15 protein-coding genes are annotated in these 15,995 nt (G+C 64.8%); 8 read left to right on the top strand and 7 right to left on the bottom strand.

The annotated features are described in order from the left end of the window. Window positions 1–19: 19 nt before the first annotated feature. Both AC1DN2_RS16230 and AC1DN2_RS16225 read right to left on the bottom strand, forming a co-directional pair. On the bottom strand, window positions 20–1,159 hold the full coding sequence (locus tag AC1DN2_RS16230; RefSeq protein ID WP_476851145.1) for a LacI family DNA-binding transcriptional regulator: 1,140 nt from the start codon (window positions 1,157–1,159) through the stop codon (window positions 20–22). Window positions 1,160–1,210: 51 nt separating this feature from the next. Continuing rightward, entirely contained in the window at window positions 1,211–2,659 is a 1,449-nt protein-coding gene (locus tag AC1DN2_RS16225; protein ID WP_476851144.1) for a sugar porter family MFS transporter, read from the bottom strand. Between the two features lie 356 nt (window positions 2,660–3,015). On the opposite strand from AC1DN2_RS16225, the gene AC1DN2_RS16220 reads away from it, so the two are divergent. After that, window positions 3,016–4,059 carry a Gfo/Idh/MocA family protein gene (locus AC1DN2_RS16220; RefSeq protein ID WP_476851143.1) on the top strand — a complete coding sequence of 348 codons (1,044 nt, stop codon included), beginning with the start codon at window positions 3,016–3,018 and terminating at the stop codon, window positions 4,057–4,059. A gap of 15 nt (window positions 4,060–4,074) precedes the next feature. Here the strand turns inward: AC1DN2_RS16220 and AC1DN2_RS16215 are convergent, their stop codons facing one another. Continuing rightward, window positions 4,075–4,659, bottom strand: coding sequence for an HhH-GPD-type base excision DNA repair protein (locus AC1DN2_RS16215; protein ID WP_230010261.1), 585 nt, complete (start codon window positions 4,657–4,659; stop codon window positions 4,075–4,077). Window positions 4,660–4,763: 104 nt separating this feature from the next. Between AC1DN2_RS16215 and AC1DN2_RS16210 the strand changes: the two genes are divergently transcribed. Together AC1DN2_RS16210 and AC1DN2_RS16205 are read left to right on the top strand one after the other, a co-directional pair. Further along, window positions 4,764–6,227: a protein adenylyltransferase SelO gene (locus AC1DN2_RS16210; RefSeq protein WP_476851142.1), complete on the top strand. Its 1,464-nt coding sequence runs from the start codon at window positions 4,764–4,766 to the stop codon at window positions 6,225–6,227. An 11-nt stretch (window positions 6,228–6,238) separates the two neighbouring features. Next, the gene (locus AC1DN2_RS16205) at window positions 6,239–6,562 is read left to right on the top strand and encodes a hypothetical protein (protein WP_476851141.1); all 324 of its coding nucleotides are present in this window, start codon (window positions 6,239–6,241) and stop codon (window positions 6,560–6,562) included. Between the two features lie 30 nt (window positions 6,563–6,592). Here the strand turns inward: AC1DN2_RS16205 and AC1DN2_RS16200 are convergent, their stop codons facing one another. Next, the gene (locus AC1DN2_RS16200) at window positions 6,593–6,931 is read right to left on the bottom strand and encodes a hypothetical protein (protein WP_476851140.1); all 339 of its coding nucleotides are present in this window, start codon (window positions 6,929–6,931) and stop codon (window positions 6,593–6,595) included. Window positions 6,932–7,054: 123 nt separating this feature from the next. On the opposite strand from AC1DN2_RS16200, the gene AC1DN2_RS16195 reads away from it, so the two are divergent. Further along, window positions 7,055–7,873, top strand: coding sequence for a pyruvate, water dikinase regulatory protein (locus tag AC1DN2_RS16195; protein WP_028276194.1), 819 nt, complete (start codon window positions 7,055–7,057; stop codon window positions 7,871–7,873). 151 nt (window positions 7,874–8,024) lie between these two features. Continuing rightward, window positions 8,025–10,442, top strand: coding sequence for a phosphoenolpyruvate synthase (gene ppsA, locus AC1DN2_RS16190; RefSeq protein WP_476851139.1), 2,418 nt, complete (start codon window positions 8,025–8,027; stop codon window positions 10,440–10,442). A gap of 118 nt (window positions 10,443–10,560) precedes the next feature. Here the strand turns inward: ppsA and AC1DN2_RS16185 are convergent, their stop codons facing one another. Continuing rightward, window positions 10,561–11,250, bottom strand: coding sequence for an HAD family hydrolase (locus AC1DN2_RS16185; protein WP_476851138.1), 690 nt, complete (start codon window positions 11,248–11,250; stop codon window positions 10,561–10,563). Window positions 11,251–11,683: 433 nt separating this feature from the next. On the opposite strand from AC1DN2_RS16185, the gene AC1DN2_RS16180 reads away from it, so the two are divergent. After that, on the top strand, window positions 11,684–12,457 hold the full coding sequence (locus AC1DN2_RS16180; protein WP_476851137.1) for an ion transporter: 774 nt from the start codon (window positions 11,684–11,686) through the stop codon (window positions 12,455–12,457). 633 nt (window positions 12,458–13,090) lie between these two features. On the opposite strand, the gene AC1DN2_RS16175 is transcribed toward AC1DN2_RS16180, so the two are convergent. Beyond that, complete coding sequence (locus AC1DN2_RS16175; RefSeq protein ID WP_476851136.1) at window positions 13,091–13,426, bottom strand: carboxymuconolactone decarboxylase family protein; 336 nt, start codon at window positions 13,424–13,426, stop codon at window positions 13,091–13,093. A 204-nt stretch (window positions 13,427–13,630) separates the two neighbouring features. Beyond that, window positions 13,631–14,284: a TMEM175 family protein gene (locus AC1DN2_RS16170; RefSeq protein ID WP_476851135.1), complete on the bottom strand. Its 654-nt coding sequence runs from the start codon at window positions 14,282–14,284 to the stop codon at window positions 13,631–13,633. Between the two features lie 450 nt (window positions 14,285–14,734). Between AC1DN2_RS16170 and AC1DN2_RS16165 the strand changes: the two genes are divergently transcribed. Both AC1DN2_RS16165 and AC1DN2_RS16160 read left to right on the top strand, forming a co-directional pair. Beyond that, a complete protein-coding gene (locus AC1DN2_RS16165; protein WP_476851134.1) occupies window positions 14,735–15,064 on the top strand; it encodes a carboxymuconolactone decarboxylase in 330 nt (109 codons plus the stop codon). Between the two features lie 73 nt (window positions 15,065–15,137). Further along, on the top strand, window positions 15,138–15,962 hold the full coding sequence (locus tag AC1DN2_RS16160) for a VOC family protein (RefSeq protein ID WP_476851133.1): 825 nt from the start codon (window positions 15,138–15,140) through the stop codon (window positions 15,960–15,962). Window positions 15,963–15,995: the final 33 nt, after the last annotated feature.

Here is a 15,995-nt window from a genome sequence, read left to right as displayed (position 1 = left end):
CCTTGGGTGGCCAAGAGTGTCAGGTGTGGGCGGCGGGAGCGGTGGTGCTTCGAACGACGAGGCGCGGGGCCAGCACTTCGGTACGTGGCGGCAGGGAGGGGTCGGCGATGCGGGCGAGGAGAAGCTCCGCGGCGCGGATGCCTACGTCCAGGCTGACGGGGTCGACGGTGGTCAGGGAGACGTGGCGGATCCCGGCGAGATAGGTGTTGTCGTATCCGACCAGTGAGAGTTGTGCCGGCACGCTGATGCCGTGCTCGTCGGCGGCCGAGAGCGCACCGACGGCGAGGATGTCGTTGGCGGCAAAGACAGCTGAGGGGGGCTGGCCGCCGTCGATAAGGCGGCTCATTGCCTCAAAGCCGGAATGTTCGCTCAAGTCCGTTGGTATCACTCGGATGTAGTTCTGGAAGCCGTGGCGGGTCATGGTGTCCCGGTAGGCGTCGGCCCGCACGGTAGCAGAGCCGGTGGGAGCGGTGAGGAAGGCAATGTCGCTGTGGCCGAGAGCAATCAGGTGTTCGACGGCCATCCGGGCGCCGGCGGCGTCGTCGTTGGTGACGCGGTCCGCTGCCGGGAGGTCGAAGGCGCGGGTGCCGGCGACGACGGCTGGCGTGAGCAGTGTGGCGCGGGTGAGGTCTTCATCGGTGTTGAAGTCTCCGGCGATGACGAGGCCGTCGACGCGCAATTCCATGAAGGCGGACACCGGGCTTTCCCCTGGGCGGGCCAGATAGCGTGGATCGCCGAGGACCATCCGGAGGTTCTGCTCCCGGAAGATGTTCTGCATGCCGTCGAGCAGCTCCACGAACCAGGGATTGGAGAGGTCGTCCAGCAGCACTCCTACTGTTTGCGTCCGTCCGCTGGCGAGCGAGCGGGCCGCATTGCTGGGCCGGTAGTCGAGTGCGGCTATGGCGGTGGCGACAGCTTCCTTTTTTTGTTCACTCACCTTTGGTGAACCCCTCAGCACCAGGGATACGAGTGCGCGAGATACGCCGGCTTCGCGCGCCACATCCTCAATGGTGGCGCGTTTGGCCGCTCCATGCCGGTTCAGTTCGCTCCTGGACAAATGGCCTCCTGCCGGCAAGCGTATCGCGGGAAACACAGCGGTTCCGGCCGCCGCCCCATGGGCAACCGCGCCGGTTCCACTGCTGCCTGACGCCGGCCGCATGCCTGTCCCGTGGGGGAGGCCCCGGCGGCAATGGCTACGGACGTTCGATTCTCAGAGAGATACCGCCTTCTCGCCCGGTACCGTGGGGGGCACGATGATTGGTATGCCTCCGGTGCGGAAATGCACCTCCAGCTCTTCCAGCGACTGTCCCTTTGTCTCCGGGACGAATTTCGCCACGAAGATGAGGGAAACAATGTTCACCAGCACGAACAGGGTGAACGTGCCGGTTGAGCCCAGGGCGGCGACCAGGATCGGGAACAGGAAGGAGATCGCCGCGTTCACGGTCCAGAGGGCGAACACCGCGATGCCCATCGCGAAGCCGCGGATGGCCAGCGGGAAGATCTCGGAGAGCAGTAGCCACACGCACGTGCCGATGAAGCACTGCACGAAGGCCACGAACAGCATCATCGCCGCCAGAATGGTGTAACTGACGAGGTCCGACTGGGGGAGTGTGAAGACGACGGCGAGGAGTGCCTGCGAAGCTACGACCCCGGAGAAGCCAATGACCAGCATGCGGCGGCGCCCGATGAAGCCCAGCAGCCAGATACCCAGGACGGTCATCAGCACCGACGTGACGCCGACGGCGATGGTCGCCACGAGCGATGCGCTCACGCCGAGGCCGCTGCGCTCGAGGATGGTGGGGGCGTAGTAGTTCACGGTATTGATGCCCGTTGCCTGCTGGGCTGCGGCGAGCCCGATGCCGACCCAGAGGAGCCGGCGCATCCAGGGATTGTTCTTCAGATCGCGCCAGGCGCTGGAGCGCTCATTCCGGGCCGTATTCGCGGACTCAACGATTTCTTTGTATTCGAAATCGGCTTCCTCCGGGCTGCGACTGAGGTTGAGGATGCGGCGACTGTCCTCGAGCCTGTCGCGGATAGCGAACCAGCGCGGCGATTCGGGCAGGGCGAGCATGCCGATCAGGAGTGCGATGGCGGGGATGGAGGCAATGCCAAGCATGATGCGCCAGACCTCCGCGTCGTGGATGACGGCGTCGAGGAGTGCGTTGATGGCAAAAGCAAGCATCTGTCCGGTAACGATCATCAGTTCGTTGATGGTGACCATGCGCCCGCGCAGATGTGCGGGCGCCATTTCTGCCAGGTAAAGAGGGCACGTTACGGCAGCGGCGCCGACGCCAAGACCGAGGATGACGCGGGCAACGACCATGAACCCGACGGTCGGTGCGATGGCGCAGCCTATCGCGCCGAGAAGGAAGAGCAGCGCGCACACAAGCAGCGTGCCGCGCCGCCCAAGCTTATCGGCGAGCCTGCCGCCGCTCAGTGCGCCCACCGCGGCACCAGGGAAGAGCAGTGCGCTGACGACGGTGGCCTCTTCGACCGGGCTCATGCTCAAGGAGTCCTGCATGTAGAGCAACGCACCGGAGATCACGCCGGTGTCGTAGCCGAACAGGAGTCCGCCGAGTGTGGAGATAACAGTGAGACGGGCGAGATACCCGCGGTGTTTTGAGCCCGATGCGGGCGAGCTTGCTGTGTGCAACGACATTGTTGACTTCCTCGATTCGGCCGACCTGGAGGGCGGACTTTGAATTGGGAGCGTTCCCGGGAGTGTGCTGGATCACGCACCTTCTACGTTAGAGCGCTCTAACGAGACGGTCAAGACTTTGTCTTGACATGCGCTCAAAGTATCGACGGGCATCCTGGAGGCGCACGGTCAGGGGCAAGTCCGCGGGCGGGGCGGCGGGAAGGGTGCCGGAGGCCGAGTGTGTGGCGCCGCGGTGGAGCGGTTACCTCTTCAGGGGCTTTTCCCGGATGAAGCGGTTTGTTACTATGTCAGGACAAATTCAGGGAAGGGGTTATGCGTCTCATGCGAATCGATGTCAACACAAGGGAGGCCGGCATATGACCGGGAACTCCTCACTCCCGGTGTCCCGGGTCCCGGATTCCCGAGCCGCACCACCACTCCGCTGGGGGATCATGGGTCCCGGCTGGATTGCGGAGCGCTTTACGGAATCCGTCCAGGCGCACACCTCGCAGATTATCGCCGCAATCGGGTCCCGCTCGCTGGACCGTTCCGAAGCCTTTGCTGGACGGCACGGCATCCCCGCTGCCTTCGGCAGCTATGAGGAGCTGGCGGCCGCCGACGTCGACATCGTCTACGTGGCCACGCCGCACAACTTCCACTACGAGGCCGCCCTCATGGCGCTCGACGCCGGCAAGCACGTTCTGGTCGAAAAGCCGATAGGCATCAACCGTGCACAGGCGGCCGGCATCGCCAGCCGGGCCGCCGACGCCGGCCTGTTCGCCGCCGAAGCCATGTGGACATTTTTCCTGCCCAAGTTCGACGTCATCCGGCAAGTGCTCGACTCCGGAATGCTCGGGGACCTTACTACGGTCTTCGCCGAATACGGTGAGCACTTTGACCCCAGCCACCGGATCTTCGACCCGGCTCTGGCGGGCGGCCCGTTGCTGGACCTGGGGACCTATCCGCTCTCGCTCATCACGTCCGTCCTGGGCGAACCGGACCGCCTGCTGGCACTCGGTGAACCGCACGAATCCGGAGTCAATGCCCAGCTTTCGGCCGTCATGTCCTTTGCCGGCGGACGCCAGGCCATGATGAACACCCAATTGCACAACTTCACGCCGACGTCCGCCACCATTGTGGGCACCGAGGCTTCACTGTCAATTGACGGGCCCTTCAACATGCCAGGCAACTTCAGCGTCCACTTCCCGGACGGTACCCGGCTGGCCTACGAGGAGCCGGCCGGAGCACACTTCGAAGGCCTGCACTTCGAGGCTGCCGCCGTCGCCCGCGCCATTGCGGCAGGGCAGCTGGAGGTTCCGCAGCGGCCGCTCGCCGAATCCATCCGGACCATGGCCGTCGCCGACGCCATCAGGAACCAGCTCGGAATCGTGATCCCCGGCGAAGCCGTTGGAAGCCTCTGATCCAGGCCCTCCGTATCAGCGCTCGGATGCCTTCGCGGCTTTGATGGCGGCCTTGGCAGCCTGCTTGCTGGCGCGCACTCTTTTCAGCGACTCGGGGTCCACGATGTCGGCGACAGAAAGAAATGCGTTCTCCTGGCCATAGGGGCCGGCGGCCTCACGCCAGCCTGGCGCCTGCAGGCCGCACTGCTTGCCGAGCAGTGCAAGGAAGATCCTGGCCTTTTGCTCTCCGAAGCCGGGCAAGCCCTTCAACCTGCGCAGCACTTCCTCACCGTCCGGGTCGTCCTGGTTCCAGATGGCAGTTGCGTCCCCATTCCAATCGCCTTGGACGGTCGCAGCGAGGTCCTGGACGCGGCCGGCCATGGAGCTGGGGAAGCGGTGGATGGATGGACGCTCCTTGAAGATCTCAACGAAGCCGGCCGGGTCGTATTCGGCGATTGCGGCAGGGGTCATGGACCCGATGCGCGTCCGGATCTTTTCGGGTCCGGCAAACGCAGACTCCATGGTCACCTGCTGGTCAAGCAGCATGCCAACGAGGAGTGCGAACGCGTCATTGCTGAGCAGTTGGTCGGCTGCGGCGTCGCCCGTGATGTGCAGTTCCATGCGCCCATCCTGCCACCAGCTCCGCGCCACGTCATGGCACCGGCCCGATTCTGCTCCGCCGCGACCAGCGGCATTGCTGACGCTGTGGCCGGTATCCTTGAAAGATGAGTGGCACAGCGCATTCAACCGTCACATTTGATGGCCGCTTCGCCCGGGAGTTCCAGGAGATGGCCATTCCCTGGCGCGCGGAGGAGGCGCCCGAGCCGCACCTTCTGGTGCTCAACGAGCACCTCGGCGCTGAGCTGGGCCTCGATCCGGCCTTCCTCCGGAGTCCGGAGGGTCTGCGTCTGTTGACCGGCAACGCCGTCCCCGCCCATGCCAGTCCGGTGGCGCAGGCCTACGCCGGCCACCAGTTTGGCTGGTACGCGCCCCGCCTCGGCGACGGGCGCGCACTCCTGCTGGGCGAGATCGGGCACGCGGACGGGCAGCTCCGCGACGTCCACCTCAAGGGATCAGGACGCACGCCGTTTGCCCGCAACGGGGACGGCCAGGCGGTGGTCGGTCCCATGCTGCGCGAATACATCGTGAGCGAGTCGATGCACGCGCTGCACATCCCCACGACCCGGTCCCTCGCCGTCGTCGCGACGGGACGTTCGGTGCAGCGCGAGACGCTCCTGCCCGGCGCCATTCTGACCCGGATAGCCAGCAGCCACCTGCGCGTGGGCAGCTTCCAGTACGCCCGGTCCACGGGCGACATCGGCCTCCTTCGCCGCCTCGCCGACTACGCCTTGACCCGTCACCACCCCGACGCCGCGGAAGCCGGGAACCGATATCTCGCACTCTTCCAAGGGGTCATATCCGCCCAGGCTTCGCTGGTGGCCCAGTGGATGCTCGTCGGATTCGTTCACGGGGTCATGAACACCGACAACATGACAATTTCGGGCGAAACGATCGACTACGGGCCGTGTGCCTTCATGGAAGGCTTCGACCCGGCCGCCGTCTACAGTTCGATCGACGAGAGCGGGCGCTACGCCTACCGCAACCAGCCGGTGGTGGCGGAGTGGAATCTTGCCCGGCTCGCGGAGTCGCTTCTGCCCCTGCTCCACGACGACGAGGAGCAGGCGGTCGAGCTCGCGGTGGGAGCACTCTGCGAGTTCCGCCGGCAGTACAGTGACGCCTGGTCGGCAGGCATGAAGGCCAAGCTGGGGTTCCGTGACGGGCTCGACGACGACTTGGCCTCGCCTCTCGTGGACGAACTTGTGGCTTTAATGCAGGTGTCACGGGCCGACTTCACCTCGTTTTTCCGGCACCTCGGCAATGCCGCCCGCGGCCGTGCCGAAGCCGCGCGGGGCCAGGTCCAGGACACGACAGCTTTCGATGCCTGGGTGGGGCGATGGCGCGCCTTGGCGCCGGATGCTGACGCCATGGACCGGGTCAACCCGGTCTACATCCCGCGGAACCACCTGGTGGAGGAGGCCCTGGCGGCCGCTACCATCGGAAACCTGGATCCGCTGGCACGGCTGCTGGACGCAGTCGCCTCACCTTTCGACGAGCGGTCCGGCCTCGAGCGCTACGCCGCTGCCGCCCCGGAAAGCTTTGGCCCGTACCGGACCTTCTGCGGAACCTGAGGGAGCTGATCATGGATACCGAATTCGCCGAGGTCATCGATCATGACGTCACCACCATCACCTGCGTTTGCGGCAATACCGTAAGCAGCGAGGGATTGATTCAGGCCAACTCACAGGGCATGCCCGTTCACATTGGCGGAAACGTTCCCGTGCCCGCGGGGCTGGCTACCTGGCCTGAGGACGAGGATCTCTACACCCTGTGCTCCTCTTGCGGCCGCGTTTACCATGACGCTGTCATCGAAGAGACTGGGACCGCGCCCGTTGCTTTCCGGATTGATGTCACCGCTGGACCGGTTGCAGAAGCGATCCGTGTCCACTGGGACCTCAACACGTAGCACTGTGACCGTGTCAGGGATCAGTGAGCCCTACACGGTGTCCGGCCGCTGATCTCCCTTGTGGCTCCGCAGATTCTCCTGCACCTTGCCGAACAAATCCTTGATGGTCGTCTCCGTATTGGTGAGCATGTCCGGCTGGACGTAGACCTGTTGGGCGGGAGGCAGGCTGTAATGGGACGCCAGGCCACCCGCACCGTCCACCCCTGCCAGCGCGATGTTCACACCACCCTCCTTGCGCGCAATGGCGCCAATCCGGCCGAAGACCACGGTAAATTCGTCCGGCTGGAAGCTCAGGGTCAGTCCGACATGTGTCCGGTTAAGGTCACTTGCCGTGACGGCCTTCTCGTTCCCGGTCCCTGCATAGTTCATGTCGATCTCCCGGTTAGCTGGTGGCGTTGTAAGCGAGCAGTCTACGTCCGGGACCGGAGGCGGGGTAGGGACCCGCCGGCTGCCCGATACCGGACCGGTCCCGGCGTGGGGGAGAATGCGTTCATGACCAAAGACGATCTTCGGCCTGTCTACTTCCTTTCGGACAGCACCGGCATCACCGCGGAAACGCTCGGCAACACCTTGCTGACGCAGTTCCCCGCGAACCACTTTGACCGCATCACGGTCCCCTTCATCACCACGGTCGAACAGGCCAGGACGGTGGTCGGCACTATCGACAAACTGGCCGCCACGGGCCTGCAGCCGATCGTGTTTTCCACCGCGGTAAGCAGCGATATCCGCCAGGTCCTGGGTACGTGCCAGGGGATCATCGTGGATCTCATCGGGACACATGTCGGACAGCTGGAGCAGGCCCTCGGTTCGCCGGCCAGCGGCGAACCCGGCAGGGCCCATGGCCTGGGCAATGCGGAGCGGTATCAATCCCGGATGGCCGCCGTCGAATACGCCATGGAACACGACGACGGCCAAAGCCTGCGGGCGCTCGAAAAGGCCCAAGTCATCCTGGTGGCGCCGTCCCGCTGCGGAAAAACGCCCACCACCATGTACTTGGCCCTGCAGCACGGCATTTTCGCCGCCAACTTCCCGCTGGTGGACGAAGACTTTGAACGGGAAGGGCTCCCCAAGCCGCTGAGGCCTTTCGTTGAGAAGTGTTTCGGGCTCTCCTCCAACCCCCTGCGCCTGAGCCAGATCCGCACCGAACGGCGCCGGGGCTCACCCTACGCGTCGCTGCGGCAGTGCGGCTTCGAGCTGCGCAGCGCCGAGCAGCTGTACGTCTCCCATAGGATTCCGTACCTGAATTCGGCCACGGTGTCCGTCGAGGAAATGGCGGCAACCATCCTGCAGCGGATGAACCTCAAGCATTAGGGAAAAGTTTCACAAACTTGGTGTGGCGCACGTCATGTGGAAAGTGCGCTGGAGACCTGTCACTGTGGACAGGACTTGCGCCCATCAACCGGCCATCGCCGCAAGCGGGGCGGCGCACTTGCATGCCATCATCTGCAAAGGAGCAGTAACTATGACGACAGACATCCTGTGGTTCTCAGAACTCGGACTCAAGGACCTGGACCGGGTGGGCGGAAAGAACGCCTCCCTCGGTGAGATGGTGCAGAACCTGACCTCCGCCGGCGTCCAGGTTCCCGACGGCTTCGCCACCACCGCGGATGCCTACCGCAACTTCCTGGCGGATTCGGGCCTCGACCAGAAGATCGCCGACCGGCTGGTCGGCCTGGACACCGATGACGTCACCGCCCTGGCAGCCGCCGGGCAGGAGATCCGGGCCCTCATGCGCGAGACGCCCTTCCTGCCTGACTTCGAAGCGCAGATCCGGAACTCCTACCAGCAGCTGGTGGACAAGCACGGCGGCTCGGAGGACCTGTCCTGGGCCGTCCGTTCCAGCGCCACGGCGGAAGACCTCCCCGATGCCTCCTTCGCCGGGCAGCAGGAAACCTTCCTGAACGTCCGCGGCATCGAGAACATCCTGCTCGCCATCAAGGACGTGTTCGCATCCCTCTACAACGACCGGGCGATCGCCTACCGGGTGCACCACAAGTTCGAGCACGCCGAGGTGGCGCTCTCGGCCGGCATCCAGCGCATGGTGCGCTCCGACGTCGGCGCCTCCGGCGTCATGTTCACCATGGACACAGAGTCCGGGTTCCAGGACGCCGTGTTCGTCACGTCCTCCTACGGCCTCGGCGAGGCTGTCGTCCAGGGCGCCGTCAACCCCGACGAGTTCTACGTTTACAAGCCCGCGCTGCAGGCCGGCCGGCCGGCCATCCTCAAGCGCGGACTGGGCGAGAAGGCCCTGCAGATGACCTACACGAGCAGCCGCGAAATCGGCCGCACCATCGACTTCGTGCCGGTCGAGGCGTCCCTGCGGAACCGCTTCAGCCTCACTGACGACGACGTCGAGCAGCTCGCCCGGCACGCCGTCGCCATCGAGAACCACTATGGCCGCCCCATGGACATCGAATGGGGCAAGGACGGGATCGACGGCGGCCTGTACATCCTGCAGGCGCGCCCGGAGACCGTGCAGTCCCGCCGGGCCTCCGGCAGCCTGAGCCGGTTCCGGCTCAACGGGACCGGCCGGGTGCTGGTCGAGGGCCGCGCCATTGGCCAGCGCATCGGCGCGGGCAGCGTCCGCATCCTCACCGCGATCGACCAGATGGCCGCCTTCAAAACCGGTGATGTCCTCGTCGCCGACATGACCGACCCGGACTGGGAACCGATCATGAAGCGTGCCTCCGCCATCGTGACCAACCGCGGCGGGCGCACGTGCCACGCGGCCATCATTGCCCGGGAACTGGGGATTCCCGCCGTCGTCGGCACCGGGGACGCCACCGATGCCCTCTCCGACGGCCTCGACGTGACCGTGTCCTGCGCCGACGGTGAAACCGGCGTGATCTACGAAGGGCTCCTGGACTTCAGCGTCGAGGAAACCGAGATTACCCAGCTGCCCGAGGCCCCCGTCAAGGTCATGATGAACGTCGGCACCCCGGAGCAGGCTTTCACGTTCGCGCAACTGCCCAACCACGGAGTGGGCCTGGCCCGGCTCGAATTCATCATCAACCGCCAGATCGGCATCCACCCCAAGGCACTGCTGAACCTCGACGAGCAGCCGGCGGACGTCGCCACGGAAATCCGTGAGCGCATCGCCGCGTACGAGAGCCCGCGCGACTACTACATCAAGCGCCTGGCCGAGGGCGTGTCCACCATCGCGGCGGCGTTCGCGCCGGAACCCGTGATTGTGCGCATGTCCGACTTCAAGTCCAACGAGTACGCCAACCTGATCGGCGGGCCCGCCTACGAGCCGCACGAAGAGAACCCGATGATCGGCTTCCGCGGCGCCTCACGGTACCTCGAGCCGTCCTTCCGGGACTGCTTCGACCTCGAGTGTGAGGCCCTGTCCTTTGTCCGCAACGAGATGGGCCTGACCAACGTCAAGCTGATGATCCCGTTCGTACGGACCCTGGACGAGGCCCGCGGCGTTATCGAACTGCTGGGGGAGAACGGCCTCACCCGCGGCGAGAACGGCCTCGAGGTGATCATGATGTGCGAGATCCCATCCAACGCGCTGCTCGCCGATGAGTTCCTGGACTACTTCGACGGGTTCTCCATCGGCTCCAACGACATGACCCAGCTGGCCCTGGGCCTGGACCGGGACTCCGCGATTGTCTCCGGCGGCTTCGATGAACGCGATCCGGCCGTCAAGAAGCTCCTGAGCATGGCCATCGCGGCCTGCAAGGCGCGCGGCAAATATGTCGGCATCTGCGGCCAGGGTCCGAGCGACCACGCGGACTTCGCCGAGTGGCTGGTCGAGGAAGGCATCGATTCGGTTTCCTTGAACCCCGACACCGTGGTGGACACCTGGCTGCGCCTTGCCGGCGCCACAGCCGGCCCGGCCGTCGAGGCAGGCGTCGGCGCCGGGGCGAACTGACAGCCGCGGCGTCCAAGTAAGACAGGCCGGACACCCGCCGGGCAGCACGGACTGAGAATTCCAGACCGTGCTGCTTGGGCGGCCGTTCAGGCTTTGGAAGCCGCCTGGGCGGAAGGCTTCAGGCGCTCAGCTTTCCAATCGCGCTGCTTTCAAGGTTCTCCAACAGGTGCCGCGGATTGTCGTAAACCTCGGCGGCACCGGCCTCCCGCAGCTCGGCTTCGCTGATTCCGCCACAGGTCAGGGCAATGGCGGGAACTCCAATTGCCGCCGCGGCCAGCACGTCCCAGACGGCGTCGCCAACAAACACGACGTCCGCCGGGCTGAGCTCAAGCTTGTCCAGGCACGCCAGCAGAATGTCGGGAGCGGGCTTGCTCTCGTCGGCGTCGTTGGAACTGGTCCACGCATCGATGGACGTGCCGGCGTCCAGGAGGCGCCGGGCGACGTCCAGGTCGCGCTCCTGCGCTGATGATGCCAAACCCACGGCCAGCCCGGCGCCGGAGCAGGCGGCCAGGAGGTCCCGGGCAGAGTCGAAGGGGCGCAGGGAAGGCCAAAACGTGGAGAACACGGCGCCGTGCGCGGATTTGAGGTCTTCCTGCATGTCCGTGGTGCACCCGGGGACCAAGTGTTCGATGAGCTTGTCGCCGCCCATGCCGACGCAGCGGTGGATAGCCGAGATCTGGATGTCCAGCCCCTCCCGCCGGAACGCCTGCCACCAGGCAAGGGCATGGAAATAGCTGGAGTCAATCAAGGTCCCGTCGACGTCGAAAAGGACCCCGCGTTTCTTTTCGGATTTTGAACCTGGCACCATTGCTACCCCACCTTTGGTTGAGGGCGGCCGCATGTGCCTGACCAGGCAACGGCTCGGCCCATAACGGATCTTTCCAGACCGGCGTCCGAAGTACCTGTCAAAGACTTCTCAGCGTCCACGATCAGAACGCCGCCACCACTCTGCAGCGAGTGCTCCAACTCCAAATGTCCGGCCACTTTAACCTCCTCGACTCTGCTGGAAGCTTGCATAGTAAGACTACTTAATGCAGGGGAATTTTCGTGGCGGCGTGCATGCAGCGGTCGTCGCCGTGGGGGAGCGGCTAACGACATTTAGACCATGCGCCTGCCTCGATCCCGGCGAGGCCCCAGGCCGGGTACTTGCGCGCCAGGCTGTTGAACAGCGGCACTGCGGTCCGGTCAGAGAAGGGCAAAAAGTGTCGGGTACTTGAGTGCTTTCGTGCCAGAATCCTCACATGACCAGGGAACGCAGTGAACTGAAGAGCATCGGATATGAGATCTTCATCGGAATACTTTCGCTCCTGTCGATCGTCAATCTCGTGCTCGTGTATGCCGCGCGGGAGCAGTCGCTCGACACCGTGCTCGAGGTGATGAACGCCCTTTTCAGCGTGATCTTCCTCGCCGACTTCCTCTACCGGATCCTCACCGCGCCATCGGCGGGCGCCTATTTCTTCAGGCACTTCGGCTGGGCCGACCTGCTGGCCAGCATGCCCTTCGCGCAACTCAAGTTCCTGCGCATCTTCCGGCTGATCCGGGTGTACCGCCTGCTCCGCGACGTCGGCATCCGGACAATCGGCCGCGCACTGAGCAAAGACCGGGCCGGCAGCTCCCTGTACATCCTGCTGCTCATGGGCATTTTCGTACTGGAATTCGGAAGCCTCACGATGCTCCGCATCGAGCAGTATGCGCCGGGGGCCAATATCACGACGGCCTCGGACGCCATCTGGTACACGATCGTCACGATCTCGACAGTGGGATACGGTGACCAGTATCCGGTCACCGGTGCCGGCCGTATTCTCGGTACGGGCATCATCGTCGTCGGTGTCGGCATCTTCGGCACCTTCACCGGCTACCTGGCCAACTTCTTCCTGGCTCCCCGGAAGAAGGAACCCGCACCGCCCGTCGATGCGGCCAACACCAGCGCGACGGTCGAAGCACTCCGCCTGCGCCTCGAAGAGTCCGAAGCCAAGCTCACCGAGATCAGAAAGCTGCTCACCGAGCCAACCTAGCTGGGCCTCCCCGGCCCGGCTGCCTGCCAGGGTTCTTCGCCGAACCAATGACTTTTGGCACTGCCCGTGTGTGCCTGCCGGGGCAGGAGTTGGACCTTCGCTACCGGTTTGGCCAGCGCCCCGGTCCGGGTGCGAAAGGCCGCTTGCCTTTGACGGGTCGGTCCTGCCCCACACCGTCCGGAGACAGCGTCCGGTGTCAAGGCCGTGAAGGTGGGTGACGAGAAGTTCATCGAAGCCGCTTCGTCCTGATCGGCCGACACGACCCCAGTGAACCCTGCGGAGGACCGCAAGGCCACGAACCGACATGCCCGGGCCTCGCTTCGGATCCGCGCGACCAACTCCACTCTCGGCTCCATCCACCAGGGTGCCGGCGAGTCACGAGGTGGGGCCAGAAATAACTGCCTATCCGTGCGATCCAAACCGGTCATAACCACCCGGGGCAAATCTACGCGTCCCCTGCCACATTGAGCCGGAATGCGTGGACCGGAGAGGAGAACGTCAGCACCGGACCCCACGACGTCGTCTGCACAGACCGGGACGAGGATCATTCCGGCGTAGCCCGAAGGCGATATGCCGCCCGTGCAGGTTCCCCTCCACGAGCCCGCGCGCCACGGCGCCGTGGTCCGGACGGGATTAGCCCTCGGCTTCCGCTTCTGCCTCGGCCATAGCCTCGGTCAATTCGAGGGCGAAGCCCAGGGCGCTGGCTAGGTTGCCGGTTGCCGCCACGATCCGGGGGGTGCCGACGATTGGGGCAACAGCGATCAGGATGCCCTGGATGTCCTCACTGGTGATGCCGACATCCATCGCGGTACTGGCATTGAAAAAGTAGGACGCGGCCGGGGCGTCGACGGCGGCGAGGGCAGCGATCCGGGCCAGCATCAACTCGCGGGGATCAAGCGTCGAGCGTTCAACCGATACGGCGGTGAGGTCGGCGAGGGCGTCCAGGATCGGGGTTTCTTCTTCGGCCATGGCCATGTCTCCATCTGGTTGCGGTGATTGTATGGCGAGTGGCGCGACCGGGGCCGGTCGCTGCGACTCGACATCAACGTAACCCTCGAAAGCGGAGGACGACATCACCCCCATGGGATGAACCGATGCTCAGCCCGCCGTGGCGGCCGCAGCGCATCGACAGGAATCTTGAATGCAAAGCCCCCGATTCTGCCTACCCGCCGGTCAAGCGGAACGGGAACGGCGCCGGACGGCGCTGAACGGCAGGAGGATAAACAGGGCGAGTGCCAGATAGCCGAAGACGGCGATGACTGGCTGGACCAGCCCAATCAGGATCATGGCGACGTACACGCCCAGCGTCGGCGTTAGCCGTTTGGTGAGGGTCTTCACATCCTCATCAGCCAGATCCGGGCGCACGAGACGCGCGCGGACAGCATATCGCCAGGTCACCGAAATCATGATCATCGATAGGAGCAGGTTGATGCCGTAGACGGTCGCCGCGATCCGCTCGGGCCCGGCTTCGTGGATGAATTCGGCCAGCAACTTCGTCGGAAACGGCAGGAACGAGACAACCAGGAGCAGTAACAGGTTCAGCCGTACGAACACCGAGTCGGCATGGTCGAGGTATTCGGTGATGACCGTGTGGGCAAACCAGACCGCCCCAATCGTCGAGAAGCTGACCAAGTATGCTAAGTACGACGGCCACAGGTCGACCAGCGCGCCGACGAGGTTCTCGTGGGAGCCGGCAGGGACCGAAATCTCCAAAATGAGGAGCGTTATCGCGATGGCGAACACGCCGTCGCTGAATGCTTCCATCCGCCCGGTCCGATAGGCAGACGGCCGGGGTTGCGGCTGCGCGGCACCAACCTGGTCATCCATGGGACAAGCATGGCAGCCGCTTCTTGACATCCGGCTCATCCGCAACGAACGATCTACTTGATGCGCTGCCCGCGGGTCAGCCACGCCCCATGGCCGATTTCGGCCCCACATATGACGGACTCACCGACTCCTACGTTTCATCCAGACCTTCTTCCAGCCGACACCGTAACGGGGTATATCGCTCGGCATTCGGGCCGACGGATACATCGGGCTCAAATCCTTTTGGGCGGGTCATCAATTGTGCGTCAAAGGCGACCTCACTACTTGGCGGCTACCGAGAAGTGATCCTTTCGCCGTCGGGGCCCGTCTGTTACGGAGTCCGATGGCCGGCGATCGGTTCATCCCGCGGGGGTGATGTCTCCCTGGGACGTACAGGGTTACTTTGCAGACGGGCCGGGCCCCTCGCCCGTGCCGTCGGCTCGGCACCCAACACCGAATCCAGATGGAGACATGATCATGGCCGAAGAAGAAACCCCCGTCGTCGACGCCCTCGCCGACATCACCGCCGTGTCGCTCGAACGCTCCACACTTGTTCCCCGCGAGTTGATGCTGGCCCGTATCGCGGCCCTCGTCTCCGTCGACGCTCCACCCGCCTCCTACCTGCTCAACGCCGGTACGGTGGTCGACGCCGGCGTCACGGCAGATGATGTCCAGGGCATCGTCATCGCAGTTGCGCCCATTGTCGGCACTCCCCGGATCGTGGCGGCAGGCAGCAAACCTCGCCATTGCGCTCGGCTTTGTCATCGCAGTGGCCGAAGCCGAGCTCGAAGCCGAGCTTGAGGCTGAAGCCGATGCCCCGGCCGAGGACTGATCACGCCAGGCGGTACTACGAAAGGGACTGCGGGAGCGAGACATGACCCAGCGAACCTACCCTGAGGGCGTACCGTGTTGGATCGACACCGAGCAGCCCGACGTCGAGGCGGCCGCCGGGTTCTATGCCGGCCTCTTTGGCTGGACGTTCGAGGACGCCGTGCCGGCGGGCGCGCCGGGCCGATACTTGATTGCCAAGCTCGATGGCCAGGACGTCGCCGGGATGGCGGACACCCGGGGTGCCGCGACATGGTATACCTACGTATCCGTCGAGGACGCGGATACCGCAGTGCAGCGTCTGGTTGCTGCCGGCGCTACGGTACGGTCGGCAGCCGCAGACGCTGGAGAAGGCGGCCGCAGTGCGGCGTTGACCGATCCAGGGGGCGTCGGGATCCGCATCTGGCAAGCCAAGCGACGCTTGGGGGCACAGGTGGCCAATCAGCCGGGGTCCTGGAATTTCAGCGATCTCCACACGCCTAACCCCGGCGCGGCCAGCAAGTTTTATGAGGACGTGTTTGGCTGGCAAGTCGACGACCTCGGCTTCGCGATGATGATCCGCAGGCCCGGTTACGGTGATCACCTTGAGGCGACAATCGATCCGGGCATCAGGGAAAGGCAGTCAGCGCTGGCCCCTCCACCTGGCTTCGAGGATGCGATCGCCTGGATCGCGACCACGGCCCCCGACGAACTGCCGCACTGGCACGTCTCGTTCACCGTTGCCGACCGGGACCAGACGGTGGTTGAGGCGAAGCGACTCGGCGCCCAAGTCCTTAGCCAAAGCGAGACCGAGTGGACGCGCACGGCACTGATCCGGGACCCCCAGGGAGCTGAGTTTACCGCCAGCCAGTTCACGCCCCCGTCGCCATGAGCGCTCTTCAATAGAGGCGCCGGGTCAGATGGC

Source organism: Arthrobacter sp. 01L42 (assembly GCF_056400005.1).
Note: the sequence above shows the minus strand (reverse complement) of the source record. Positions and strands in the feature narration are given on the sequence as shown.